The organism is uncultured Roseovarius sp., from assembly GCF_947259555.1.
Lineage (GTDB): Bacteria > Pseudomonadota > Alphaproteobacteria > Rhodobacterales > Rhodobacteraceae > Roseovarius.
Genome location: NZ_CAMYMD010000025.1, coordinates 62,768 through 85,249 on the forward strand (window position 1 = coordinate 62,768; position 22,482 = coordinate 85,249).

25 protein-coding genes and 1 pseudogene are annotated in these 22,482 nt (G+C 59.5%); 13 read left to right on the forward strand and 13 right to left on the reverse strand.

Translation table 11 applies throughout. The features are described 5' to 3' along the window. The first annotated feature begins 16 nt into the window (after positions 1 to 16). The 9 genes from Q0X85_RS03885 (at position 17) to Q0X85_RS03925 (ending at position 9,027) form a co-directional block, all read left to right on the forward strand. Positions 17 to 1,201, forward strand: a complete 1,185-nt coding sequence (locus tag Q0X85_RS03885) for an aminotransferase class V-fold PLP-dependent enzyme (RefSeq protein ID WP_297769272.1) — start codon at positions 17 to 19, stop codon at positions 1,199 to 1,201. 121 nt (positions 1,202 to 1,322) lie between these two features. Beyond that, a complete protein-coding gene (locus Q0X85_RS03890; RefSeq protein ID WP_297769275.1) occupies positions 1,323 to 2,297 on the forward strand; it encodes a TRAP transporter substrate-binding protein in 975 nt (324 codons plus the stop codon). A gap of 117 nt (positions 2,298 to 2,414) precedes the next feature. Then, positions 2,415 to 2,969, forward strand: coding sequence for a TRAP transporter small permease (locus Q0X85_RS03895; RefSeq protein ID WP_297769278.1), 555 nt, complete (start codon positions 2,415 to 2,417; stop codon positions 2,967 to 2,969). After that, a complete protein-coding gene (locus Q0X85_RS03900; RefSeq protein WP_297769281.1) occupies positions 2,969 to 4,249 on the forward strand; it encodes a TRAP transporter large permease in 1,281 nt (426 codons plus the stop codon). The genes Q0X85_RS03895 and Q0X85_RS03900 overlap by 1 nt, the downstream gene beginning before the upstream one ends. Positions 4,250 to 4,258: 9 nt before the next feature. After that, positions 4,259 to 5,032 carry an enoyl-CoA hydratase gene (locus Q0X85_RS03905; protein ID WP_297769284.1) on the forward strand — a complete coding sequence of 258 codons (774 nt, stop codon included), beginning with the start codon at positions 4,259 to 4,261 and terminating at the stop codon, positions 5,030 to 5,032. Then, entirely contained in the window at positions 5,029 to 6,231 is a 1,203-nt protein-coding gene (locus Q0X85_RS03910) for a CoA transferase (protein ID WP_297769289.1), read from the forward strand. Before Q0X85_RS03905 ends, Q0X85_RS03910 begins: the two co-directional genes overlap by 4 nt. A 50-nt stretch (positions 6,232 to 6,281) precedes the next feature. After that, positions 6,282 to 6,962 (forward strand): 2-keto-4-pentenoate hydratase, encoded by a 681-nt coding sequence (locus Q0X85_RS03915; protein ID WP_297769290.1) that lies wholly within the window; start codon positions 6,282 to 6,284, stop codon positions 6,960 to 6,962. A gap of 224 nt (positions 6,963 to 7,186) precedes the next feature. Next, entirely contained in the window at positions 7,187 to 8,443 is a 1,257-nt protein-coding gene (locus tag Q0X85_RS03920; RefSeq protein WP_297769293.1) for a PQQ-dependent sugar dehydrogenase, read from the forward strand. Next, positions 8,443 to 9,027 carry a c-type cytochrome gene (locus tag Q0X85_RS03925; RefSeq protein WP_297769296.1) on the forward strand — a complete coding sequence of 195 codons (585 nt, stop codon included), beginning with the start codon at positions 8,443 to 8,445 and terminating at the stop codon, positions 9,025 to 9,027. The genes Q0X85_RS03920 and Q0X85_RS03925 overlap by 1 nt, the downstream gene beginning before the upstream one ends. Positions 9,028 to 9,049: 22 nt before the next feature. On the opposite strand, the gene zapE is transcribed toward Q0X85_RS03925, so the two are convergent. Next, positions 9,050 to 10,111: a cell division protein ZapE gene (gene zapE / locus Q0X85_RS03930; protein ID WP_297769298.1), complete on the reverse strand. Its 1,062-nt coding sequence runs from the start codon at positions 10,109 to 10,111 to the stop codon at positions 9,050 to 9,052. 46 nt (positions 10,112 to 10,157) lie between these two features. After that, entirely contained in the window at positions 10,158 to 11,132 is a 975-nt protein-coding gene (gene pip, locus Q0X85_RS03935; protein ID WP_297769301.1) for a prolyl aminopeptidase, read from the reverse strand. Positions 11,133 to 11,180: 48 nt separating this feature from the next. On the opposite strand from pip, the gene ubiG reads away from it, so the two are divergent. After that, positions 11,181 to 11,927: a bifunctional 2-polyprenyl-6-hydroxyphenol methylase/3-demethylubiquinol 3-O-methyltransferase UbiG gene (gene ubiG, locus Q0X85_RS03940; protein WP_297769304.1), complete on the forward strand. Its 747-nt coding sequence runs from the start codon at positions 11,181 to 11,183 to the stop codon at positions 11,925 to 11,927. A 4-nt stretch (positions 11,928 to 11,931) separates the two neighbouring features. On the opposite strand, the gene Q0X85_RS03945 is transcribed toward ubiG, so the two are convergent. The 4 genes from Q0X85_RS03945 to Q0X85_RS03960 are packed head-to-tail and all read right to left on the reverse strand — an operon-like array spanning position 11,932 to position 14,236. Then, a complete protein-coding gene (locus tag Q0X85_RS03945) occupies positions 11,932 to 12,378 on the reverse strand; it encodes a MarR family transcriptional regulator (RefSeq protein WP_297769307.1) in 447 nt (148 codons plus the stop codon). Further along, positions 12,379 to 13,209, reverse strand: coding sequence for a carbon-nitrogen hydrolase family protein (locus Q0X85_RS03950; protein ID WP_297769309.1), 831 nt, complete (start codon positions 13,207 to 13,209; stop codon positions 12,379 to 12,381). Positions 13,210 to 13,214: 5 nt separating this feature from the next. Further along, the gene (gene grxC / locus Q0X85_RS03955) at positions 13,215 to 13,472 is read right to left on the reverse strand and encodes a glutaredoxin 3 (protein ID WP_297769312.1); all 258 of its coding nucleotides are present in this window, start codon (positions 13,470 to 13,472) and stop codon (positions 13,215 to 13,217) included. 32 nt (positions 13,473 to 13,504) lie between these two features. Next, complete coding sequence (locus Q0X85_RS03960) at positions 13,505 to 14,236, reverse strand: ComF family protein (protein ID WP_297769314.1); 732 nt, start codon at positions 14,234 to 14,236, stop codon at positions 13,505 to 13,507. 15 nt (positions 14,237 to 14,251) lie between these two features. Between Q0X85_RS03960 and Q0X85_RS03965 the strand changes: the two genes are divergently transcribed. Beyond that, positions 14,252 to 15,070: a methyltransferase domain-containing protein gene (locus Q0X85_RS03965; protein WP_297769317.1), complete on the forward strand. Its 819-nt coding sequence runs from the start codon at positions 14,252 to 14,254 to the stop codon at positions 15,068 to 15,070. Positions 15,071 to 15,130: 60 nt separating this feature from the next. Beyond that, positions 15,131 to 16,195 (forward strand): ferrochelatase, encoded by a 1,065-nt coding sequence (gene hemH / locus Q0X85_RS03970; protein ID WP_297769472.1) that lies wholly within the window; start codon positions 15,131 to 15,133, stop codon positions 16,193 to 16,195. A gap of 72 nt (positions 16,196 to 16,267) precedes the next feature. Here the strand turns inward: hemH and Q0X85_RS03975 are convergent, their stop codons facing one another. Both Q0X85_RS03975 and Q0X85_RS03980 read right to left on the reverse strand, forming a co-directional pair. Continuing rightward, positions 16,268 to 16,456: a hypothetical protein gene (locus Q0X85_RS03975; RefSeq protein WP_297769319.1), complete on the reverse strand. Its 189-nt coding sequence runs from the start codon at positions 16,454 to 16,456 to the stop codon at positions 16,268 to 16,270. Positions 16,457 to 16,600: 144 nt separating this feature from the next. Beyond that, positions 16,601 to 17,203: a L,D-transpeptidase gene (locus tag Q0X85_RS03980; protein ID WP_297769322.1), complete on the reverse strand. Its 603-nt coding sequence runs from the start codon at positions 17,201 to 17,203 to the stop codon at positions 16,601 to 16,603. A gap of 173 nt (positions 17,204 to 17,376) precedes the next feature. On the opposite strand from Q0X85_RS03980, the gene Q0X85_RS03985 reads away from it, so the two are divergent. After that, positions 17,377 to 17,895, forward strand: a complete 519-nt coding sequence (locus Q0X85_RS03985; RefSeq protein WP_297769325.1) for a CAP domain-containing protein — start codon at positions 17,377 to 17,379, stop codon at positions 17,893 to 17,895. Here the strand turns inward: Q0X85_RS03985 and Q0X85_RS03990 are convergent. From Q0X85_RS03990 to Q0X85_RS04010, 5 genes and pseudogenes are all read right to left on the reverse strand, one after another. Then, a pseudogene (locus tag Q0X85_RS03990) lies at positions 17,896 to 18,397 on the reverse strand (L,D-transpeptidase family protein). Positions 18,398 to 18,471: 74 nt separating this feature from the next. Next, positions 18,472 to 19,695: a class I SAM-dependent RNA methyltransferase gene (locus Q0X85_RS03995; protein ID WP_297769475.1), complete on the reverse strand. Its 1,224-nt coding sequence runs from the start codon at positions 19,693 to 19,695 to the stop codon at positions 18,472 to 18,474. A gap of 42 nt (positions 19,696 to 19,737) precedes the next feature. Further along, the gene (locus tag Q0X85_RS04000) at positions 19,738 to 20,883 is read right to left on the reverse strand and encodes a CCA tRNA nucleotidyltransferase (protein ID WP_297769328.1); all 1,146 of its coding nucleotides are present in this window, start codon (positions 20,881 to 20,883) and stop codon (positions 19,738 to 19,740) included. Beyond that, on the reverse strand, positions 20,880 to 21,497 hold the full coding sequence (locus Q0X85_RS04005; RefSeq protein ID WP_297769330.1) for a CoA pyrophosphatase: 618 nt from the start codon (positions 21,495 to 21,497) through the stop codon (positions 20,880 to 20,882). The genes Q0X85_RS04000 and Q0X85_RS04005 overlap by 4 nt, the downstream gene beginning before the upstream one ends. Continuing rightward, positions 21,472 to 22,470, reverse strand: coding sequence for an Hsp33 family molecular chaperone HslO (locus Q0X85_RS04010; RefSeq protein WP_297769333.1), 999 nt, complete (start codon positions 22,468 to 22,470; stop codon positions 21,472 to 21,474). Before Q0X85_RS04010 ends, Q0X85_RS04005 begins: the two co-directional genes overlap by 26 nt. Between the last annotated feature and the right edge of the window lie 12 nt (positions 22,471 to 22,482).

A 22,482-nucleotide genomic window follows, 5' to 3' on the forward strand; every position in this document is an offset into this window, starting at 1 on the left:
CTTGGGGAGGAACGACATGCCTGCTGGCCGCCATTTTCTGCAAATTCCCGGGCCGTCGAACGTGCCTGACCGCATCCTGCGGGCGATGGATTATCCGACGATGGATCACCGTGGACCGGCCTTTGCCGATGTCGGGCGCAAGGCGCTGGAAGGGATGAAGAGTATCTTCAAGACCGAATCCCGCGTGGTGATCTACCCGTCTTCGGGCACCGGCGCGTGGGAGGCCGCAATGGTCAACACGCTGTCGCCCGGTGACACGGTGCTGATGTACGAGACCGGCCATTTCGCGATGCTGTGGAAGAAACTGGCCGAAAAGCTGGGCCTGAATCCGGTGTTCATCGAGGGCGATTGGCGTGGCGGTGCCGATGCCGCAGCCATCGAAGAGCATTTGCGTGGCGACACAGGCCACGAGATCAAGGCGGTTTGCGTTGTGCATAACGAGACCTCGACCGGGTCTGTCACCGATGTCGCCGCTGTGCGCCGGGCCATCGACGCGGCGGGGCATTCGGCGTTGTTGATGGTCGATACGATTTCCTCGCTCGCCTCGGTCGATTTCCGGCATGACGAATGGGGCGTGGATGTCACCGTGTCTGGCTCGCAAAAGGGACTTATGCTGCCGCCCGGCCTGTCGTTCAACGCTGTCAGCGACAAGGCGATGAAGGCCTCCGAGAGCGCCAGGCTCATTCGCTCTTACTGGAGCTGGGCCGAGATGGCGGGCCCGAACGACACCGGCTATTTCCCCTACACGCCCGCGACCAATCTGCTTTACGGTCTAAACGAGGCGATCGACATGCTGCACGAGGAAGGGCTGGAAAATGTCTTTGCCCGGCATCGGCGGCACGGTGCTGCAGCGCGCGCGGCGGTCGAGGCCTGGGGGCTGGAGGTGCTGTGCAACACCCCCTCCGACCGCTCGCCGGTACTGACGGCGGTGATGGTGCCCGAGGGGCATTCGGCCGACAATTTCCGCGCTGTCACCTTGCGCAATTACGACATGTCGCTTGGCAACGGCCTCTCGAAGGTCGCCGACCGGGTTTTCCGGATCGGACACCTGGGCGATTTCAACGATCTGATGCTGATCGGCACGCTGGCCGGTGTGGAGATGGGCCTGCGCGATGCAGGCGTGCCCTACCGCGCGGGCGGCGTGCAGGCCGCGATGGAGGTACTGGGCGAGACTGCCCCCGCCAATCGCGCCGCCGCCTGACGGCGGATGTTCCGCGCGGGAGGAGGAGCCTGCGCGGAACGCACCCGAGATGTTCGGGCAACGCAAAGACCACCGCGCGGGAGGAGCCGTGCGGGACACTGAAACCAAGGGAGGAAAGATGATGAAAAAGACACTGATTGCAGCCGTGGTGGCCTCGTTCGCCGCAGTGCCCGCCACGGCGGCGGACACGACGCTGAAATTCGGCCATGTCGGCGCGCCGGGCTCGCTCTTCGAGGCGACGGTCAACCATTATGCTGCCTGCGTGGGCGACAAGTCTGGCGGCTCGGTCGAGGTGCAGACCTTCGGCTCGTCGCAGCTCGGCAAGGACAAGGAGCTGTTGCAGAAGCTCAAGCTGGGGCAGGTCGATTTCGCGCTGCCCTCGTCGGTGATGTCCTCGGTCGACAGCGTGTTCGGCATTTTCGAGATGCCCTACATCATCAAGGACCGCGACCATATGCGCCGCGTGCAGGATGCGATGATGGACACGTTCCAGGGCGGGGCTAACGACAATGGCTATCACATCGTGGGCCTCGCCGAGAACGGCTTTCGCCACATCACCAACAATATCCGCCCGATCAATACGCCCGAGGACCTGCAAGGCGTAAAGCTGCGCACGCCCAACGGCGAATGGCGCGTGAAGATGTTCAAGCAATACGGCGCGAACCCGACGCCGATGGCCTTTTCTGACGTGTTCACCGCCTTGCAGACCGGCGTGATCGACGGCCAGGAAAACCCCTATGCGCAGATCGCCTCGGCCAAGTTCCAGGAGGTGCAGGAGTATCTCTCGATCACCGGGCATGTCTACACACCAGCCTATATCCTCGCCTCTGAAAAGCATTTCGGCAAGCATTCCCCCGAGATGCAGGCGATGCTGAGCGACTGCGCGGCGGAGACGCAAACCTTCACCTATGAGAAGGCGGCAGAGCTTGAGACCGAATTGCTTGGCGTGATCAAGGACGCAGGCGTCGAGGTGAACGAGGCCGACAAGGACGCCTTCATCAGCGCCTCCAAGCCGATCTACGAGGCGTTTGCCGCCGAGGTCGAGGGCGGGCAGGAGATGATCGACAAGGTGCTCGCCCTCGGCAACGCAAGCTGAATGCCTTGTCCGGTGGCCCTGAGCGGGGCCACCGGATGATCCCTGATACCCAATGACGGCCCGATCCCGGCGCGCCCGCGTGCCGGGCGGTGCCGATGCAGCGCAAGACAGGCCCGAATGAACGCTCTTCTTCACCGAACCAACCGGATCGCAAGCCGCCTGCTGGAGTGGATCACGGTTCTGCTGATGGTCGCGCTGACGGCCATCGTGATTCTCGCCGTGCTGGCCCGGCTGACGGGACACAGCTTTTCCTGGTATGACGAGGTGGCGGCGATCATGCTCGCCTGGATCACCTATTACGGCTCGGCGCTAGCGGCGCTGCACCGACGGCATATCGGGTTCGACACGGTGCTGCTGGCCATTCCGCCACGCGCGCGCATGGTCGCGGTGCTGGTGGGTGAGGTACTTGTGCTGACCTTCTTCGTGCTGATGGCCCGCGCCGGATTTCAGGTGCTCGAGGTTCTGGAAGGCGACTCGCTCGTCTCATTGCCCTGGGTGCCGATCCAATTCACCCAATCCGTCATTCCCATCGGTGCGGTCCTGTTCATCATCTGCCAATTGCTGAGCCTGCCACATTACTGGGCCAAGACCGCGCAAGGCATATCGCTTGAGCATGCCGAGATCGAGGAAGAGGTCGAAACCGAAATGGACAAGAACAAGGAGCGCGGCTGATGCTGATGCTGGCGATTTTCATAGCCCTCGTGGCGATGATCTGCATCAACGTGCCGATCGCGATCGGGCTGGCCCTTGCGGGCGTCATGGGCCTTCTGGTCACCGAAGGGGCGGACAGCCTGGTGACCATCGCCCTCGACATGTATGACGGCTCGACCAAATTCTCGCTGATCGCGATCCCGATGTTCGTGCTGGCGGGGGCGATCATGAACGCGGGCGGCATCACCGACCGGCTGATTAATTTCGTCTCGGCGATTATCGGTTTCGTGCGCGGCGGCCTTGCCATGGTCAATATCGGCGTATCATTGTTTTTCGCCGAAATCTCGGGCTCTGCAGTGGCGGATGTGGCGGCGATGGGCTCGATCCTCATTCCGCAGATGAAGAAACGCGGCTATTCCAAGGAGCTTTCGGCCGCCGTCACCTCGTCCTCGGCCTCGCTGGCGATCATCATCCCGCCGTCGATCCCAATGATCCTTTATGCCGCCTCTGCCAATACCTCGGTCGAGCAGCTTTTCGTCGCCGGTGTGGTGCCGGGCCTTCTGGGGGCCTTCGGGCTGATGATGGTCGCCTATATCTTTGCGCGGCGCTACAACCTGCCGACCGAAGAGGCGTTCAACATCCCGCGCCTGCGCGAAACCTTTATGGAGGCGCTGCCGGCCTTCACACTGCCGGTGATCATCCTCGGCGGCATCTTCGGCGGGTTCGTCACCGCGACCGAGGCGGCGGGGCTGGCGGTGATCGCGGCCATCGTGGTGTCGGTCTGGTATCGGCAGATCGACATCGCGCATCTGCGCCGTGCCATGCTGGATGGCGGCATGCAGACCGCCGTCGTGATGCTGCTGGTCGCGGCCTCGGTGCTTATGGGCGGATTCCTGACCCGCGCGCAGATCCCGCAGCAACTGGCGCAGGGCATTCTCAACATCACCGATCAGCAATGGATGATCCTTCTGATCCTCAACTTCTTCTTCCTGGTGATCGGGTTCTTCCTGCATTCGGCGGCGGCGATCATCCTGGTGGTTCCCATCGTCATTCCGCTGATCACCGCGGCAGGGATCGACCCGGTGCATTTCGGTCTGGTGGTGACGCTGAACCTTGCCATCGGGCAACAGACACCGCCGGTGGCGTCGGTGCTGATCACCTCCTGCGCGGTGGCGCGGGCCAATATCTGGGAAGTGTCCAAGGTCAACGTCTGGTTCGTCATGGTGCTCTTGGCGGTGCTGATGCTGTGCACCTACGTGCCGTCGGTTCCGCTGTTCCTCGTTGAATATTTCTATCGCTAGGGGGCTGCCATGAGCGAGATACTGTCACAGGTCCGGGACCACACGCTCTGGATCACCTTCAACCGCCCGCAGGCGCGCAATGCGCTGACCTTCGAGATGTACGAGGGGTTGGCTGCGCTCTGCCGCGAGGTGCCGACCGATGGTAGCGTTCGCGCGGTAGTCATTCACGGCGCGGGCGGCAAGGCATTCGCGGCGGGCACCGACATGACGCAGTTTCGCGCCTTTGACAAACCGCAGGATGCGCTCGAATACGAGGCGCGGATCGAGAGCGTGCTGGAGGCGGTGGAGCGTTGCCCGCTGCCCACGGTGGCCGCCATCAACGGGGCCAGCACTGGCGGTGGAGCCGCGATTGCCGGGGCCTGCGATATCCGCATTGCGACCGCCAATCTCAAGTTCGGCTTTCCCATTGCGCGCACCCTTGGCAATTGCCTCGCCGCCGCGAATTTGGCGCGACTGTCGGCTCTGATGGGGGCGGGGCGGGTGCGAGAGATGATCTTTACCGCCCGCCTGATCGGTGCCGACGAGGCGCAGGCCTGCGGTCTGGTCACCGAGATTCTGAAAGATGAGGACACCTTGATGGCCCGCGCCGCGGAACTGGCCGAAACGCTTGCGCAAATGGCCCCCCTGACGCTGCGCGCCACGAAAGAGGCGATGCGCCGGGTGAGCGTGGCAACCCGGGTCGAGGACGCCGACCTGATCGAGATGTGCTACATGAGCCGGGATTTCCGCCACGGCCTGGAGGCGTTTCTGGCCAAGGAGAAACCCGAATGGAGCGGGACATGACGAAGCAAGGCCCTCTTGAGGGGATGAAGGTTATAGAGCTGGCGCATATCATGGCTGGCCCTGTCTGCGGCCTGATGTTGGCCGACATGGGCGCGGACGTGATCAAGGTGGAAAAGCCGGACGGTGATGACAGCCGCCGCTTCGTTCCGCCCGCGATCGAGGGCGAATCCGCCGCCTACATGATGATGAACCGCAACAAGCGGGGCGTGGCACTGAACCTCAAGGACGCGCAGGCGGTCAAGGCACTGCACCGTCTGCTGGAAGAGGCCGATGTGGTGATCGAGAATTACCGCATGGGCACGATGGAACGGCTGGGGCTGAGTTATGAGGCCCTGCGTGAGATCAATCCACGCCTGATCTATTGCGAAATCTCGGGCTTTGGTCGTACCGGACCGTATGCAGAGCGCGGCGGCTTTGACCTCATCGCGCAGGGCATGTCGGGCCTGATGTCGATCACTGGCGAAGGGCCTGGGCGGCCCCCGGTCAAGACCGGCGCGCCGGTCTCGGACATCACGGCGGGGATCGTCGCGGCCATGGGTGTCTCGGCGGCCTATGCGCGGATGTTGCAGACGGGAGAGGGGCAAAAGGTCGATACCTCGCTTTTCGAAGCGGCAATCACCCAGACCTACTGGCAATCGGCGATTGCCTTTGCCACCGGGGTGGCCCCTGGGCCGATGGGCTCTGCCCATCCGCTCAATGGCCCGTATCAGGCGTTCGAGACCGCGGATGGCTGGATCAACGTCGGCGCCGCCAATCAGCGCAACTGGCTGCGCTTTCTCGACGTGATCGGCGCGCCAGAGTTGAACGACGACCCACGCTTCGCCTCGAACCACGACCGGATGCAGCACCTCAAGGAGTTGGAGGAGATACTCAACGGCTATCTGCGGCACGAAACGTCACAGATCTGGCTGGAACGGATGGAGCAGGCGGGCCTGCCTGCCGGGCCGGTGCTGGACATCCTTGAAATGCAGGCCGATCCACAGGCGCGCTACCGTGAGATGATCGTCGAAGTGGATCATCCGGTGGCCGGTTCGGTCAAGACGCTGGGGCACCCGATCAAGTTCAGCGAAACGCCCGCGAGCGTGCGTTCTGCGGCCCCTTTGCTGGGAGAGCACAGCCGCGAGGTCTTGCGTGAGGCTGGGTTTGAGCCAGACCAGATCGAGGCGATGGTAACCTCCGGCGCGGTAATCGCGGCATGACTGACCACTTGGCGGCGCAGCTACTGGCGGCGCGGGAGGGAGGACCAAAATTGCCCCTTTCCGCAAGCGAAGGGCTGACACGGGACCGTGTACTTCTGGTGCAAGAGGCAGTGGCACAGGCCCTCGGCCCGGTCGCTGGCTTCAAGGTAGCGTGCCCGCCCGACGCGCAAATTGTGATCGCGCCGATCATGGGCCGCGACATCTACCAAAGCCCCGCCGACATCTCTGTCTCTGAAAATGAAGAGGTAGGCGTCGAACTCGAATACGCTTTCCGTCTGATTGCACCATTACCAGACCCGAACATGGCTGATTTCGAAACCCAGTTGCGCGATGCGGTAGAGCTTTTGCCGGTGTTCGAGCTGGTGCAGAGCCGTCTCGCCGATCCCAGAGGCGCGGGGGCCACGCTGAAGATGTTGGACAATCAACTCAATGGTGCCGTGGTTCTGGGCGAGGCGGTTCGCGACTGGCAGGACATTGACGTGACCCGCGCCGACGCGCGGCTGGTCGTTGGGGAAGAGACCCTCCTTGACGGCACGGCGCGCGTGCCGGGCGGCGATGCCTTTGCCACGCTCTCCGCCCTGGCCCGCGCGATTGGCACTCATTGCGGCGGGTTGCAGCCCGGCCATGTCGTGATCACCGGCTCGCTCAACGGCCTCCCCTGGATCAATGCACCCCTAACGGCACAAGGTGAGATCATGAGCCTGGGAACCGTGTCGATGACGTTGATGTGATGAGTGAATTACGACTTTGGTCGGAGACCAAGATGGCAGCCACGGCTTGTCCGGATGCGAAACTACGGTAATTTCAACTGGTGTGAGTGAATGGTAAATCGAACTTGCATGAGCCGCGCGAAGGGGAGAGCGCGTTGGGTCTGCTAAAAGATGTCTTGGACTAAGGCCCGATCCGCCACGGAAAGGCGGGTGGGGGGTCTGGATTTTCAAACGGGAGGAACCAAATGAAAAATCTGCTGTCATCCATCGGAACGCTTGCGCTGAGCGCAGGCCTTGCCCACGCGCAAGCGGCAAATGTGCCGGACAATCTTGAGAAACTGTCAAATTTTCAGAGTACCGGCGTCACTGATTTTACAGTAATCGAACAGGGCGGCGATTATGCCGAGGGTATCAAGAACACACTGGAAAAGATCACCCTGCCCGACGGCTTCAAGATCGGTCTCTATGCCGTCGTGCCTGATGCCCGCCACATGGCGGTTGGCCCGCAGGGCGTGGTGACTTTTGTCGGAACGCGCAAGGACAAGGTCTGGTCCGTAACCGACCGCAACAAGGACCGGGTCGCCGACGAGGTCAAGGATTTCGCACCCTCGCTGCAATTCTCGATCCCCAATGGTCCATGCTTTTCCGACGACGGCTTCCTCTACATCGCCGAACAGAACCGCGTACTGCTGTTTCCGGCCGCCGAGTTCTTCTATGAAAGCCCGGACGTGGCGGCGTTCAATCTGGTGGCCAAGGGTGATCTGATTCCCGAGGAAGAGGAAAGCTTCAACCATACCGCGCGGGTCTGTGACATCGGGCCGGACGGCAAGATCTATATCTCGCTCGGCCAGCCCTTCAACGTGGCACCGGCGGACAAGCTGGAGAAGTACAAAAAATGGGGGATCGGCGGGATCATCCGCATGAACACAGACGGCAGCGGTCGTGAGGTCTATACCTACGGCGTGCGCAACTCGGTCGGTCAGGATTTCCACCCCGAGACCGGAAATCTCTGGTGGACCGATAATCAGGTTGACGGGATGGGCGATGACATTCCGCCTGGAGAGTTGAATCGACAGACCGAGGCGGGGCAGCATTTTGGCCATCCCTGGTTCGGTGGCGGCGACGTGCGAACCAATGAGTACAAGGGCGAAGAGGTGCCCGTAGATGTTGTAATGCCTGCCGTTGAAACGATTGCACATGCGGCAGATCTCGGCATGACGTTCTACACCGGCAACATGTTCCCGGATCATTACAAGAACGCCATTTTCTCGGCGCAACATGGCTCTTGGAATCGGACTGAGCCTGTAGGCGCGCGAGTCATGGTCACTCACATCGACGATGAGGGCAACGCCACGATGGAGCCCTTTGCAGAGGGCTGGATCGACGAGAATGGTGAGTATCTCGGTCGTCCTGTGGACGTCGCACAGCTGCGTGACGGGTCGCTTCTGGTGTCGGACGATCTGGCCGGCGCGGTCTATCGCATCTGGTACGAGGGCAACTGATGCTCAAGGCATGCATTCTGGGTCTGGGCGGGGTCTTTCTCGGCCAGATTTCCCTCGCCGAGGACATCCCGGGCGATCCTGAAGCGGGCCGCAAACTCGCCGGCCAATGTCGCACCTGCCATGGGATCGAAGGCATGGCGAAGATGCCGATCGTGCCTCATATCGGTGGCGAAAACCCGGCTTATATCGAACATCAGTTGACCGCGTTCCGCGATGGTCGGCGTGTGCACGAAATGATGAGCGTAGTGGCTGCCAATCTTGACGATCAGGCGATTGCCGATCTGGCCGCGTGGTACAGCAGCCAAACGCCCGTCGCCTCGCTTTCACCCGGGCAGGACCCCGAGCAAGCGCCCGAGGCCTGCACCGCATGTCACGGCGTGGACGGCATTGCCTTGATGGACGATGCGCCCAACCTTGCAGGCGAGTCCGTCATGTATATCGACACACAACTCAAGGCATTTCGCACCGGCAAACGTCAGCACGACATCATGAGTGAGATTGCGTCAGAGATGTCGAATGACGAGATCCGCGCGGTGGCGGATTGGTATTCGTCGGTCAAATTCGAGGTCGAGGCGGTCAACTGAAAATACGTGCGCCATTGAAGGCTCACTCATCCTCACCCCAGCCCTCGGATTGCATTTCCCTCAAGCGACTCGCCGTACGCTCAAACTCGAACGATCCTTCACCCTCGATATAGAGATATTCTGGCACCGCCGCCGCCGAACAGATGAGCCGCACTTTCGCCTCGTAGAGGGCGTCGATCAGGGTCACAAAGCGCTTGGCCTCGTTAAAGTTACTTCGGCCGAGCTCGGGTATGTTCTCTAGTATGAGAACCCGCGCCGCCTCGGCCAGGGCCAGATAATCCGCGGGCCCCAGTGGATTGCCACAAAGATCGTAGAACGTGGCGCGCGCGACACCGTTGTGAAACGCCGGGATCTCGACTACGCGCTTGTTCACGACAATAGAATGCGGGCCCCCCTCGCCACCTGTAAGGTCCTGCCAAATCGTCTCTATCTCAGCCCTGCTTTCACTATTTATCGGCGAGAAATAGCTTGGGCTTCCAGCCAGCCTGTCCTGTCGGTAATCTGTCGGGCTGACCATTTCATGAATGACCATCCGTTCCTTTAACAAGCCAATGAATGGAAGAAAGAGCTGCCTGTTCAGGCCATCCTTGTATAGATCGTCGGGCAGGCGGTTGGACGTGGTCACCACAACCACACCGGCAGAAAATAGCGCCTCGAAAAGACGACCAACGATCATCGCGTCCGTGATGTCGGTGATCTGCATCTCGTCAAATGCCAGAAGACGCACAGAATTCGCGACCTCTGCTGCCACCGGGGCGAGTGCGTCGGTTTCATTGCGCGCGCGGGCGGCATGCAAACCGGCATGAATTTCCTGCATGAAGGCATGAAAGTGAACGCGTCTCTTTGGCACATCGAGCGTATCGACGAACATATCCATCAACATGGATTTACCGCGTCCGACTCCCCCCCACAGATAAAGCCCCTTGGGTGGCTCGGGCGCACGGCGGAACCAGCCCTTGCGCGGGGCCTCCGCGAGCGCGGCGCGAATGCGCTCAAACTCGGGCATGACCGCCTCTTGGGCGGGGTCCGCGCTCAGTTTTCCATCAGCTACGAGGCGAGCGTATAGATCGGGTAGCGTTTCCATGGTCCTCCGAATACCGCGATGGAGCATTTGCGAAAAGCGAGAATGCTCAAGTACCGCGCGCAAGCTTTTGCATAACACCCACGAGTTCGGCACTGATACCCGGCTCGGAAAGGGCGTGCCCGGCTACCGGGATCATTCGTAAATCCGCATTGCCCCACCGCGCGGCTATCCGGTGTGCCGTCGCCGGGGGGCAGATCATGTCATATCGCCCCTGAACGATCGTTCCGGGGATATGTGCGATCTTGCCCATTTGAGCGAGGATCTGCCCATCATGCTCAAGAAATCCACGATGTGTGAAGTAGTGATTCTCGAGTCGGGCAAAGGCACGTGCGTAATCAGACGGGCTGTCACCGCCCACCCCAGTTGAATGCACCGTGGCAAGTGCGTTTTCCCAAGCCGACCATGCTTTGGCATGGGCCACCTCCTCGGTCAGATCGCCTGAAAAGAGACGCCGATGATAGGCGGCAATCATGTCGCCGCGTTCATCCTCGGGGATCGGCGCGAGAAAGCGTTCCCATGTCTCTGGCCAGAATGCCCCTGCCCCACCGCCATAAAACCAATCAAGTTCGGCTGCCGTCATGGTAAAGACACCGCGCAACACCAGGTGCTGAACATGCTCGGGGTGGGCCTGCGCATAGATCAAGGCCAGAGTTGCCCCCCAGCTACCTCCGAACACGATCCACTGATCCACTCCAAGCGTGGTCCGGATCCGCTCGATATCGTCTACCAGGTGCCAAGTCGTGTTCGCCTCGACGCTCGCATGCGGCCGCGAACGACCACAGCCACGCTGATCAAAAAGGATGATTCGGTAAACCTTGGGATCGAAATAGCGCCGCATGGCGGGGCTGCAGCCCCCACCTGGCCCACCATGCAAGACGACCACAGGCAAGCCATCGGCGCGGCCCGATTGCTCCATGTAGACGCTATGCCCGTCACCAACATCCAACATCTGGCGGTCGAATGGCTCGACCGGCGGATATAGATATTGAACTGCGTTCTTTTGGCCTGAGAATTTGTCCATGAATGTCCTATATATGCCGCGAGACCAAAAGAGCATATGGAGAGCAGAATGCAAGCCGCCCAGAGCACGATCGACCCAGCCGAAGTTGCCAAATTCGAGGCGATGGCGGCTGAATGGTGGGATCCGAATGGAAAATTCAAGCCCCTGCACATGCTCAATCCCTGTCGGCTGGACTATATCACAGGGCAGATCGCGGCGGAATTCGACAGAGACCTTGCAAGCGATGCCCCGTTCACTGGCCTGCGCCTGCTCGATATCGGATGTGGCGGTGGTTTGTTGAGCGAGCCCATGGCAAGGCTCGGCGCCGAAGTGGTAGGTGCGGACGCGGCCGAGCGAAATATCCCGGTAGCACAGGTACATGCCGCGCAATCAGGTCTCGACATAGATTATCGTCACACCACGGCGGAAGATATGGCCGCCGCCGGAGAGCGATTTGACGTTGTGCTCAACATGGAGGTGGTCGAGCATGTGGCTGATCCCTTGGCCTATCTCACGGCCTGCCAGCAGCTCTTGAAAGCTGGTGGTTTGCATGTCTGTTCGACCCTGAACCGCAATCCAAAGAGCTATGCAATGGCCATCGTAGGCGCAGAATACGTGATGCGGTGGTTGCCTAAGGGCACGCATGAATGGTCAAAATTCATCACGCCGGATGAACTCTACGAGCTATTGCGCAACGCTGGCCTAGACCCGGTGGATCGCAAAGGTTTTGTATTCAATCCGATTACATGGCAGTGGCGGTTGTCGGATCGGGACCTGAGTGTGAATTACGTCACGGCAAGCATCAAGCGCGGTTGAACCGTCAGCTTCCCGGCTCCAGTCGCGCACGCAATTCGCGCAGCACAGGCAAGCTGGAGCGAACGCGATCCTCTCCAAGGTCGCGGATCAGGTCCGACACCATTGGCGTGATCGCGGCGATCGCTGCATCCCGCGCCTGGCGGCCCGACGGACTGATGGCCACCATCTTGCGCCGCGCATCGTCCCAGTCGGGGCGGATATGCACGTACCCGGCCCATTCGAGCTTGCTGAGCGTGTTGGTCATCGCCCCGCGCGTGACGTGAAAGCTTTTGGCCAGTTGCGCCGGGCTACGCTCGTCACCGATGCGGGCAAGATGGTTGAGAACCGAGAAGTGCGAGATTTCCATACCCTTCGGCAGTACACGGCTGAGGCGGTTGCGGATCAGCTGCTCATTGGTAAGGATCTCGCTGAAGAGCGCCACCGCAAGGGAATTACTGTTTATCTCTTCCATTCAAGGGCCATCAAACTCTCGGTCATGGCGCAGCGAAGGCACGCGCCTGCGTGCTTCTGCCACTTGCTCGGGGTCAAGATCAACCATCACGAGGCCCGGCGCTGTCCCACCATCTACGAGGATTTCGCCCCAAGGGGCGACAACCATGCTGTGCCCGTGGGTTTTGCGTGGGCGTCCCCGGCTGACGGAATGTGTCCCGGTCTGCGCCGGGGCCAAAACGAAACAGCCGGTCTCGATCGCGCGCGCGCGCAGGAGGCTTTCCCAATGGGCGGCCCCCGTCACATGCGAGAACGCTGCCGGAACAGTCAACATGGTCGCCCCGGCCTGCGCAAGCCGACGGTAAAGATGGGGAAACCGGATATCATAGCAGATGGTCAGGCCAATTGCGCCCCACGACGTCTCTCCGATGACCGCGCGGTCACCGGGGCGAAACCCATCCGATTCCCGATACGTCTCTTCTGGCGATACATCGACATCGAACATATGGATCTTGTCATACCGCGCAACGATCTCTCCATCCCGCCCAATCAGGAATGAACGGTTGGCGAATCGCCCGTCAGGGTCATCGGTCCTGAGTGCAAGAGAGCCTATCAACACCCAAATCCCCGCTGCTTTCGCACGCCCAATGAGAGCTTGAAGGGTCGGATCGCTCTTTTCCGGACTCAGCACAGCCTGCTGATGTGTGCGGCTACCAGAGACGCAATTCGTGACTTCGGGTGTCAGCACAAATTGCGCACCTTTCTCAATGGCACGATCCAGCAGATCCAGAGTTACAGCAAGATTGGCCTGCGGATCATCACTGCTGTTCAACTGAAGAAGTGCGGCACGCATTGCTGTCACCCGGCCAACATCGTATCGAGCTTGCCCGCGCGCTCTAGCTCATAGAGTTCGTCACACCCGCCAACATGCGTGTCGCCCACAAAAATCTGCGGCACGGTATGACGTCCGTTCGCGCGGTTCATCATCTCGCTTTTGCGCTTTGGCTGCGCCATCACATTGATCTCTGAGAAGTTGACACCTTTTTGCTTCAAGAGCCTCTTGGCCGCGTGGCAGAAGCCGCAGAGCGGCGATGTGTAGATTTCGACTGTCTTCATGATTGCGCATTCCCGTCCTGTTTGGCGGAAACTTAGGCATCCTTTGCCGCGCGCGCCAGTGTCAGAATACAAACATCCCGCGCCGCCGAAGAAAAACAGGCTTGCGTCGCCACAGAAAGCGTCGCGCCCGAGGTCATGACATCATCTACAATAAGTATATCACGCCCCGCGATTCCTGTCAGGTTCCGGGGGTGCACCTGTATCGCGTCCAACAACGCTTCGTGTCGGGCATCTACACCCATACCGACAAGTGGTTTGGTCTTCTTTGACCGGATCAAGAGATCTGGACAACACGACAGACCAGTCTCTCGTGCCAGCGCTTGCGAAAGCAGTGCCGATTGATTGAATCTCCGCGAGAGCATACGCGTCCAGTGCAAGGGCACCGGAACGATCAAGGTATCGGATCTGAGCAGAGGTTGCGCCGACCGCGCCAGCCACTTTGCCGCTGGTCTCACGACGTCGTGGCGGTCACCATGCTTGAGCGCCAATACCAAGCGGCGGCCATTCTCGTGGTAGCGCATGGCGGCACGCCCCCGCGACCATGGACGCGCTATACGAAGGCACTCATCACATTTTTCCGCGACCGAGCCAGGTTCACCTGGCAATGGCGTGCCACAGATGTCGCAGACCAACCCTGAGATAAAGGGAGTATCACGCCAACACGGACCGCAAAGGCCAAAATCTGTTCCGACCAATGTACCGCACAAGGTGCAACGTGGGGGATAGACAAGCTGAACCAGCGTTTGAATTGCCGCACCACGCATTCTATTCTCCTGCCCATGAGCACCACGTCCCTGACCGACCGCGCCGCCCTGATACGCAATCGCAAGCGGGCGCTATCCGCTCCCTCGCTGTTTCTCCACGAGATCGCAGCCGACGAGGTCGAGGATCGTCTAAGCATGGTTAACAAAACCTTTACCGAGCCGGCCGTTGTGACGGGTTTTCCAGACTATTGGCACGACCGGATGCCGGCTGCGCGGATCGTTCCGGATGACGAGATACTCCAGTTGGAGCCTCAATCGCATGACTTGATCATTCACGCGCTCTGCCTGCACTGGGCGAATGACCCTGTCGGCCAGCTCATTCAGGCACGGCGGGCGCTTCGCCCCGATGGGCTCCTGTTGGTGGCGCTCTTTGGGGGGGGCACGTTGCAAGAACTCCGCAGCGCGATGGCGCAGGCAGAGGCGGACGTGACCGGTGGGCTCTCTCCTCGGATCCTTCCTATGGCCGAAATACGTGATCTTGGCGCGCTGATGCAGCGTGCTGGCCTCGCATTACCTGTGGCCGATACGTTGCCGCTGACGACCAGCTATGCCAGCCCACACGCGCTCATGCGCGAATTGCGTGCGATGGGCGAGGTCAACGCGATGACCAATCGACGCAAGACGCTCACGCGTCGTAGCGTGATAGCGCGCGCCTGCGACATATATTCACAAGGGTTTGGTACCGAAGATGGCCGAATACCTGCAACATTCGAGATGATTTTCCTGACAGGCTGGGCTCCGGATGCCAGTCAGCCTCAGCCACTCCGCCCCGGATCAGCCAGCGCGAGGCTCGCGGACGCACTCAGCACGGCTGAAAAACCTCTCAAAGATTGACCTTTCAAGCCCAACCTATATGTCACCCCTGATCCGGAATTGACAGGAATGCTCCAAGCCATGCTCGATGCAAGCCACGATGCCACTCGCCCCGCCCATTCGCCCAGCGACCATCCAAAGGTGCCGCGCGCGAAGACCGGCGTGCTTCTGGCCAATTTGGGAACGCCGGACGATTACAGCTATTGGCCGATGCGCCGCTATCTTAACGAGTTCCTGTCGGACCGGCGGGTGATCGACTATTCTCCGTGGAAATGGCAGCCGCTGTTGCAGTTGATCATCCTGACCAAGCGGCCCTTTACCAGCGGTGAGGCGTATAAATCCATCTGGAACGAGGACAGGGGCGAAAGCCCCTTGATGACGATCACCCGCGACCAGACCGCCAAGATGGCCAAGGCGATGGAAGAGCGCTACGGCGATCAGGTGATGGTCGATTTCTGCATGCGCTACGGCAATCCTTCGACCAAGTCCAAAGTCCGCGCGATGGTCGAGGCGGGGTGCACGCGCATCCTATTCTTTCCGCTTTATCCGCATTACGCAGGAGCCACATCTGCCACCGCGAATGACCAGTTCTTTCGCGCACTGATGGACGAGACATGGCAGCCCATCGCCCGCGTGGTCGAGCCCTATTTTGAGAATCCGCTCTATATCGAGGCGCTAGCCCAGTCCGTCGAGCGCGCTTATGCGGATATCGAGAATCGGCCCGAGATACTCGTCGTCTCTTATCACGGCATGCCGAAACGCTATCTGATGCAGGGCGACCCCTATCACTGCCAGTGTCAAAAGACGACGCGGCTTTTAAAGGAACGTCTGGGATGGGAGGATACCGAGATCACCACAACGTTCCAATCGGTCTTTGGCCCCGAGGAGTGGCTCAAGCCCTATACCGTGGACGAGGTGGCGCGTCTGGCACGCGAAGACGGCAAAAAACGCATCGCGGTTATGGCCCCGGCCTTTTCCGCCGACTGCATCGAGACGCTGGAAGAGATCAACGAGGAGATCCGCGAAAGCTTTGAAGAGGCGGGCGGAGAGGAATTCAACTATATTCCATGCCTCAACGATGACGATGCCCATATCAAAGCGTTGTCATCAATCGTGGAAAGCAATCTTCAGGGTTGGGTCGCGTAAGACGGACAAGCAACCCGGCAACAAAAAAGGCAGTGGTTTCCCACTGCCTTTTTTAATGATCTGAAAACCGGATCAGTCAGCAGCGACAACTGCTGCGACGATTGCCAGCAGAACCAACGGAACCCACACGCCAGCGGCGGACGAGCTTGCATTGGTTTCTTCAACAACAACCGGTGCCTCGATAACGGGCTCGGAAATGTTGCCTGCAAAAGCGGTCGAAGCGGCAGCGCTCAGGGCGGCGGCGAGAACGAGTTTCTTCATAATTATCCTCCAGATATTGGCCTGGCGCTGCATCATACAACGTCAAGCACCCAAGACTTACCTCGTGACTGATCTCTAATCAGCAAACTGTGAGGAATGCAAATGCATCTTGACACTGAAACAACAAGAACCGCCCCGCTTTCGTCAAATTAGCAACACCTGTGTGCCTACTTTGGTGAGAGCGAAAAGTTCGGAGATATGCTCGTTGTATAGCCCTACGCAGCCGTTTGAAGACCGCCGTCCGATCTTGCGCGTGTCATGCGTACCGTGAATGCGGTAATAGGTCCAGCTGAGGTAAAGGGCATGGGTGCCCAATGGATTGTCAGGCCCCGGCCCGACATAGGCGGGCCAATCCGGGTTGCGCTGGAGCATCGAAGGCGTCGGACGCCAACTCGGCCCTTCGACCTTACGCACGACCGATGTACGGCCACGACGGGTGAGATCTTCGGTCAATGGCACTGACGATGGGTAAAGCTTGTAGACGGACTGATCTTCACTCCAAAAGTGCACCGCTCTCGAATCAATGTCCACGAGGATTGCGCCGTTGTTGAGCGTCGAGAAATAGGGCTGCCAATCGAGTGTACGGAAGCTCGAAATATTGCGCCTCACCGTCTCCGTGACGTCGCGTTCAATCTCTACCGTCGCGTCCCCGTCAACACTCTGCGCCAACGCGGGCGCTCCCATCAGCGCGGCCGCGCCAGTCAGGAACGTGCGCCGATTCCACGAATTGTGATTGCTTGAGGTCATATCCACATCTCCACTACGCCACCATAAGGGACAATACCTGAATATATGGCGCGAAGGACGCAGTCGCAAATCAAACAACGCTCGGCGGGCAATCTTGCGCCCATGTGGGTTTGAATCGCAACGCCAGCCGGGCTAAAGCGGTTTGAGAAACAAATATCGGGTGGTTCGGGATCATGATGCGTCTGTCTATTTTAATGCTGTCGGCACTTTTGGCGTTGGCGGCTTGTGCAGCGCCACCACCCTCACAGCCTCAGCTTGGTTCTGACGGCAAGCCTTTGCCGCGCGTTTATCGCATCCGATCTGGCGAAACGTCGGAAATCCGGTTCAGAATGCTGGATTCGGTCAACGCCCTGCGTGAAGCAGCGGGGCAACCTTCGGTCTCGCTCGATCCTGCGCTAACAGCGGCAGCGGCAACTCATTCACGCGATATGTCGGTTCAGAAGCGGCCTTGGCATTTCGGATCTGACGGCTCATCACCAATCGATCGTATTCGCCGTGTGGGGTACTCGGGCAATCTGGTGGGCGAAACCATTTCCGAGACCTACGAAACAGAGCTGGAAACACTCGCGGCCTGGATGGACGAGGAAGGCACGCGTCGCGTGATCCTCTCTCCTGAAGCGCGCAAGATGGGATTTGCCTGGCTGCAAGAGCCGGGCGGCAAGATCTGGTGGACCATGATCCTAGGGAATTGATTACGCGTTCAGCATGATTGGCGTGCCATTGCCGACCATCGCGTAAACATCCTCCATCTCGCGGTTCTTGACCGAGATGCAGCCTGCCGTCCAATCCGGACTGAGAAAGGCCATCGCATTGGGCTCCCCATGTATGAAGATGTCTCCACCGGGGCTTTTGCCGAGAACCTTGGCGCGCGCGATATCCGCTTCGTTCGGGTAAGAAATCCCCAAAAGAAAGATGAAACGAGCTGTTGGGGTTGCGCCGATCTATGAGGTATTCGCCTTCGGGCGTCTTGCCATCTCCCTCAATTTCCTTGTGGCCTTTGGGTGCAAAGCCGAGATCCACCTTGTAGCGTTTGAGGATCCTGTTGTTATGAAACAGGAACATCTCGCGTTGACCCTTGTTGACGATAACACGCGTCACCTCGGGGCCGCGATAGGTGCGAAATTTTGATTGTGTGCCACACGCGGAAAGTGCCGACAAACCCGCCAACAGCACGAAGCGTCTTTTTAGCTTCATTTCTTTAACCTAGTTTACTGCTCTCTTATCATTTTACTCAATTCCTGCATTTTACGGTAGCATAATTTACCGCCTCATTTCTTATTCAGTGTGAACCCTGCCACGAGTTCCACATGCGTCGACCAACGAAATTGATCGACGACGAGAATCGGACCCATCGCGTAACCGGACTCCAGCAATACTTTGACGTCTCGCGCAAAACTCGTCGGATTGCATGAGACATAGGCCAGCAACGGCACCCCTGCCCCGGCGATCTCGGCGATTTGGGCATCGGCACCGGCCCGCGGCGGATCAATGACGGCAGCATCGAACCGAGACAACTCGTCCGGCAAAAGTGGACGGCGAAACAGGTCTCTGGTCTCGACACTTACGGCGCGCAAACCTTTTGTCTTACGCCAACTGGCATCAAGCGCCTCAAGCATAAGGCTGTCTGCCTCGACCGCGTGCACCTGCGCGTGCCCCGCGATCGGCAAAGCGAAGGTGCCACAGCCAGCAAAGAGATCGACGACACGGCGAGCACCCTTGATTATCGTCTCTGTTCTCGCCAAAAGCGCCGATTGTCCATCGGCAGTCGCTTGGAGGAAGGCTCCGGGAGGCGGCACAACGCGCGCCTGCCCGAACATCTGAACCGGTGGTCGCCGTGTCACCAGAATCTCGTCGCCCCATGCCAGACGCGCCAGATCGTGTTTCTCGGCCAGATCCGCCAACGTGACACGCAGCGAAGCATCCAATGCTTTTCCCCCGCTCACCGCAACATCAAGCCCTGTCAACGACAGGGTCACACTGACATCAATACCTGCCTTTCGGCTCGCTCCTGCCATCGCCAAATCGCATGCAACAGCGCTGCCCCTTAGCACATCGGGATGTAAAAGATGACACTCCGGTATCTCAATGATGACGTCGCTGCCACGTGCATGAAATCCTGACATCGCACCCTTTTTGGTGCGGCGCGCGGCAAACGTAGCACGCCGTCGCGATTGAGGCGGCGAAACATGAACAGGCTCGAATTCCGCAGAAATGCCATGAGCCGCAAGCGCAGTCCGCACGATACTTTGTTTCCAGTCGGCCACGAACGTATCGCTCGCGTGCTGAAGCTGGCAGCCACCGCAAGACCGAAAGTGTCTACAGGGGGCGGACACCCGGTCAGGCGAAGGGTGGACGATACGCACCTCGTTGAGAGTCTGACCGTCCAATTTGCCGGTCACACGCTCACCCGGCAGCGTCAGTGGCGCAAAAAGAGGCCCGGCAGCAATTCCGTCGCCATGCTGCCCCAACCTGATGATATCAATTTCTCTCATGCGTTCGCCTGTAAACCGGGAGTGCTCTTCGTGAAAGCCCACTCAGAGAAGATCTTCGCGCGTAAGCAGAAATCCGGACTCAATCCAACGCCGCTCCAGAGTGCGCAAGCGAGCGCCAAGTGCCTCACCGGAATAGTCCGGCATAAGGTCTGCCGCCTTGATCGGAAACCGGGCCGCGGCACCGGCATTCAAAGCCTCGAACGTGCTCGCGTTCAGCGGGCTATCAGAAAGCACAGCGCGTAGAAGGAGAATGGCACGGCCCTCCTCCGTGGAGAACCGGTAGCCCAATTCGCCCGCCTGCATGTCGCCAACCGCGGCGTCACGCAGTTTAACCAAGCGTTTTTGGTCGGCTTTTGACAGGCGAAGCCGCTCGGCAGCGCCTTCACCCCCGATCACTGCCAACCGTAGAATCGGGTCTGCGGCCGTGTCTGTCCCTGATTCCAAGTGAACCAAAGGCGCGAGGCCCCCCGCCTGTGCTCCGGGTAGAACGACGTTGAGCACACCTGTCGCTTGCATGGCGGAAACGGCGGGTGCGGGATCAGGCGCCGCAAGAAGCTTGCGCATCTCTGTGCCGGTTCTTTCGCGGGAAAGGCTTGGCAGCCCGTCCAGATTGGCCGCGCATGCTGCAAGACCGTCCGCATCAAGCCCACCCTCGGGGTCACCATACCAGGCATGAAAGCGAAAAAACCGAAGAATCCGAAGATAATCCTCCTGAATACGCTCCTCGGCCTGCTCTATGAACCGAACCCGTCGCGCGCGCAGGTCACTCAGACCATTCAGCGGGTCGAGCACCTTGCCATCGGGCTGCGCATAGAGGGCGTTCATGGTGAAATCCCGCCGTCGGGCGTCGGCGCGGATATCCGTGGAAAATGCCACGACAGCGTGACGGCCAAAGGTTTCGACATCCTCACGAAACGTTGTTACTTCATGCGGAATACCGCCCGAAACAACCGTAATCGTCCCATGGTCGATACCCGTAGGAACCGGCTTAAGGCCGGCCGCACCGGCCAGCTCGATCACTCGTTCGGGCAGGGCGTCCGTCGCAACGTCGATATCTCCTACGGGCGCATCCAAAAGCGCGTTTCGGACACATCCCCCTACAAAGAGCGCCTGATACCCAGCATCTGTTAGAATGCGGCATACCGCCTGTGTCTCTGGCGCCTCAAGCCATGCGCCAGCAACTCTCATTTTTGTCCCGCCATGTCAGCCATGGTTCGCAGAATACGCGCAGTCGCACCCCAAATATAATACGGCCCGTAAGGCACCGAATAGTAACGCCGCCAGTCTCCGCGCCACCGTCGTTTCTCGACCCTGTATCGGCTTAAATCAAACAAATGCGCCAATGGCGTGTTGAAAATCTCATCAACCTCACCCCGCTCCGCGCGAGGATGAAAAACTCCGTGCACCCGCGCCAGAACCGGCGTTACGTCAAATCCGGTCACAGTTTCATGCCGTGGCAAAAAACCGAGAACCTCGACCGACGCTCTATCAAGCCCAATCTCCTCCTCCGCTTCACGCAAAGCGGTTGAAATGATGTCCGGGTCGGTTGCATCTTGTTTCCCTCCCGGAAATGCGACCTGTCCGGGGTGATGTTTCAGCGCCGAGGACCGTTTCGTCAGGATCACCTGCGCACCTGCTTCACCTCCAAAAATAGGCACCAACACGGCTGCTGAACGTAATTTTCTGCCCTCTGGTAAAACAACTTCAGGATTCAGATCGTAGTCGGACGAGGGCGCGCGCGTCTCCTCCAGCGCCGCCAACACCCGCGCGATCGGATCAGTCACTGTTTTCTGTTCCATCATTGCTCGCCTCAAATCCGACAGTTGCCGGATCAAGACGATAATGCGCCCCACAAAATTGACAATCTGCAGTGACGATGCCCTCGTCAGTGGTCATTTTCGCAATATCTTGAGCGGAATATATAGAGAGACTGTTGCGCACACGTTCCTCGGAACAAGTGCAGCCAAACCGAACCGCTTGCAAATCAAATACACGTGGGCGTTCTTCGTGAAAAAGTCTGACGAGAAGATCGGTTGGGGCCACCGACGGGCCGATCAGCTCCAGTTCGTCCACTGTGTCGAGCAATAAGTTCGCCCGATTCCAGTTTTCGGCACCCTCACCGTCGACCACATCTTCCGGTTGCAGCAGACCGCCCTCACCTGATCCACCATCCTGGGCGAACGGCGACGCTTTGGGCATGTGTTGCAGCATCATGCCGCCGGCGCGCCAATGTTCAGTACCGCCCGCCTCGGTCGACTTCCCGAAACTTAGCGCGAACCGGGTAGGCAACTGCTCGGACTGCGCAAAATATGCCTCCGCACAATGGCGCAGTGCGTCTCCCGCAATCGGAGTTATCCCCTGATAAGGAGTCATGCCCTCCCCCTGATCAAGCAAGACCGCAAAATAGCCCTCGCCAAGCTGATCGAAGGGGCGCGCATTGCTCAACCGTGTTGCGTCAAAACTTGCATAGGCGCGCATTCGCGCAGGTTGACCTTCTTCCGTAGGGCCATAGTAATCTGTTGCTATCATCCGCACCGCACCCTTGGTCTGCACCTGAAGCGACAGCTTCCAGCGCAGCTTGATCGTCTGGCCAACAAGCGCCGTCAAGAGCGCCATTTCAGCGATCAGCGCCTCGACCTGCGGCGGGTAATCATGCTGTTTCAAGATACCATCGAGCACCCCGTCGAGCCGCGCCACGCGGCCCCGGATATCGGCGTGATCAAGCTGGAACGGCAGGATCGTATCGTCCCAGGCGATTTTCTGTCCAAGGGTCATGGGGTTTCCTTA

Bases quoted from the DNA above. Each gene is read 5' to 3' on its own strand.
- grxC (WP_297769312.1), bottom strand. From the start codon at position 13,472: ATGAAGACAGTCGAAATCTACACATCGCCGCTCTGCGGCTTCTGCCAC.
- zapE (WP_297769298.1), bottom strand. From the start codon at position 10,111: ATGGAAACGCTACCCGATCTATACGCTCGCCTCGTAGCTGATGGAAAA.
- Q0X85_RS03995 (WP_297769475.1), bottom strand. From the start codon at position 19,695: ATGAGAGAAATTGATATCATCAGGTTGGGGCAGCATGGCGACGGAATT.
- Q0X85_RS03965 (WP_297769317.1), top strand. From the start codon at position 14,252: ATGAGCACCACGTCCCTGACCGACCGCGCCGCCCTGATACGCAATCGC.
- Q0X85_RS03920 (WP_297769293.1), top strand. From the start codon at position 7,187: ATGAAAAATCTGCTGTCATCCATCGGAACGCTTGCGCTGAGCGCAGGC.
- Q0X85_RS03905 (WP_297769284.1), top strand. From the start codon at position 4,259: ATGAGCGAGATACTGTCACAGGTCCGGGACCACACGCTCTGGATCACC.
- Q0X85_RS03925 (WP_297769296.1), top strand. From the start codon at position 8,443: ATGCTCAAGGCATGCATTCTGGGTCTGGGCGGGGTCTTTCTCGGCCAG.
- Q0X85_RS03975 (WP_297769319.1), bottom strand. From the start codon at position 16,456: ATGAAGAAACTCGTTCTCGCCGCCGCCCTGAGCGCTGCCGCTTCGACC.
- Q0X85_RS03910 (WP_297769289.1), top strand. From the start codon at position 5,029: ATGACGAAGCAAGGCCCTCTTGAGGGGATGAAGGTTATAGAGCTGGCG.
- pip (WP_297769301.1), bottom strand. From the start codon at position 11,132: ATGGACAAATTCTCAGGCCAAAAGAACGCAGTTCAATATCTATATCCG.
- Q0X85_RS04005 (WP_297769330.1), bottom strand. From the start codon at position 21,497: ATGATGGAACAGAAAACAGTGACTGATCCGATCGCGCGGGTGTTGGCG.
- hemH (WP_297769472.1), top strand. From the start codon at position 15,131: ATGCTCGATGCAAGCCACGATGCCACTCGCCCCGCCCATTCGCCCAGC.
- Q0X85_RS03980 (WP_297769322.1), bottom strand. From the start codon at position 17,203: ATGACCTCAAGCAATCACAATTCGTGGAATCGGCGCACGTTCCTGACT.
- Q0X85_RS03960 (WP_297769314.1), bottom strand. From the start codon at position 14,236: ATGCGTGGTGCGGCAATTCAAACGCTGGTTCAGCTTGTCTATCCCCCA.
- Q0X85_RS04000 (WP_297769328.1), bottom strand. From the start codon at position 20,883: ATGAGAGTTGCTGGCGCATGGCTTGAGGCGCCAGAGACACAGGCGGTA.
- Q0X85_RS03945 (WP_297769307.1), bottom strand. From the start codon at position 12,378: ATGGAAGAGATAAACAGTAATTCCCTTGCGGTGGCGCTCTTCAGCGAG.
- Q0X85_RS03895 (WP_297769278.1), top strand. From the start codon at position 2,415: ATGAACGCTCTTCTTCACCGAACCAACCGGATCGCAAGCCGCCTGCTG.
- Q0X85_RS04010 (WP_297769333.1), bottom strand. From the start codon at position 22,470: ATGACCCTTGGACAGAAAATCGCCTGGGACGATACGATCCTGCCGTTC.
- ubiG (WP_297769304.1), top strand. From the start codon at position 11,181: ATGCAAGCCGCCCAGAGCACGATCGACCCAGCCGAAGTTGCCAAATTC.
- Q0X85_RS03985 (WP_297769325.1), top strand. From the start codon at position 17,377: ATGATGCGTCTGTCTATTTTAATGCTGTCGGCACTTTTGGCGTTGGCG.
- Q0X85_RS03885 (WP_297769272.1), top strand. From the start codon at position 17: ATGCCTGCTGGCCGCCATTTTCTGCAAATTCCCGGGCCGTCGAACGTG.
- Q0X85_RS03890 (WP_297769275.1), top strand. From the start codon at position 1,323: ATGAAAAAGACACTGATTGCAGCCGTGGTGGCCTCGTTCGCCGCAGTG.
- Q0X85_RS03900 (WP_297769281.1), top strand. From the start codon at position 2,969: ATGCTGATGCTGGCGATTTTCATAGCCCTCGTGGCGATGATCTGCATC.
- Q0X85_RS03950 (WP_297769309.1), bottom strand. From the start codon at position 13,209: ATGCGTGCCGCACTTCTTCAGTTGAACAGCAGTGATGATCCGCAGGCC.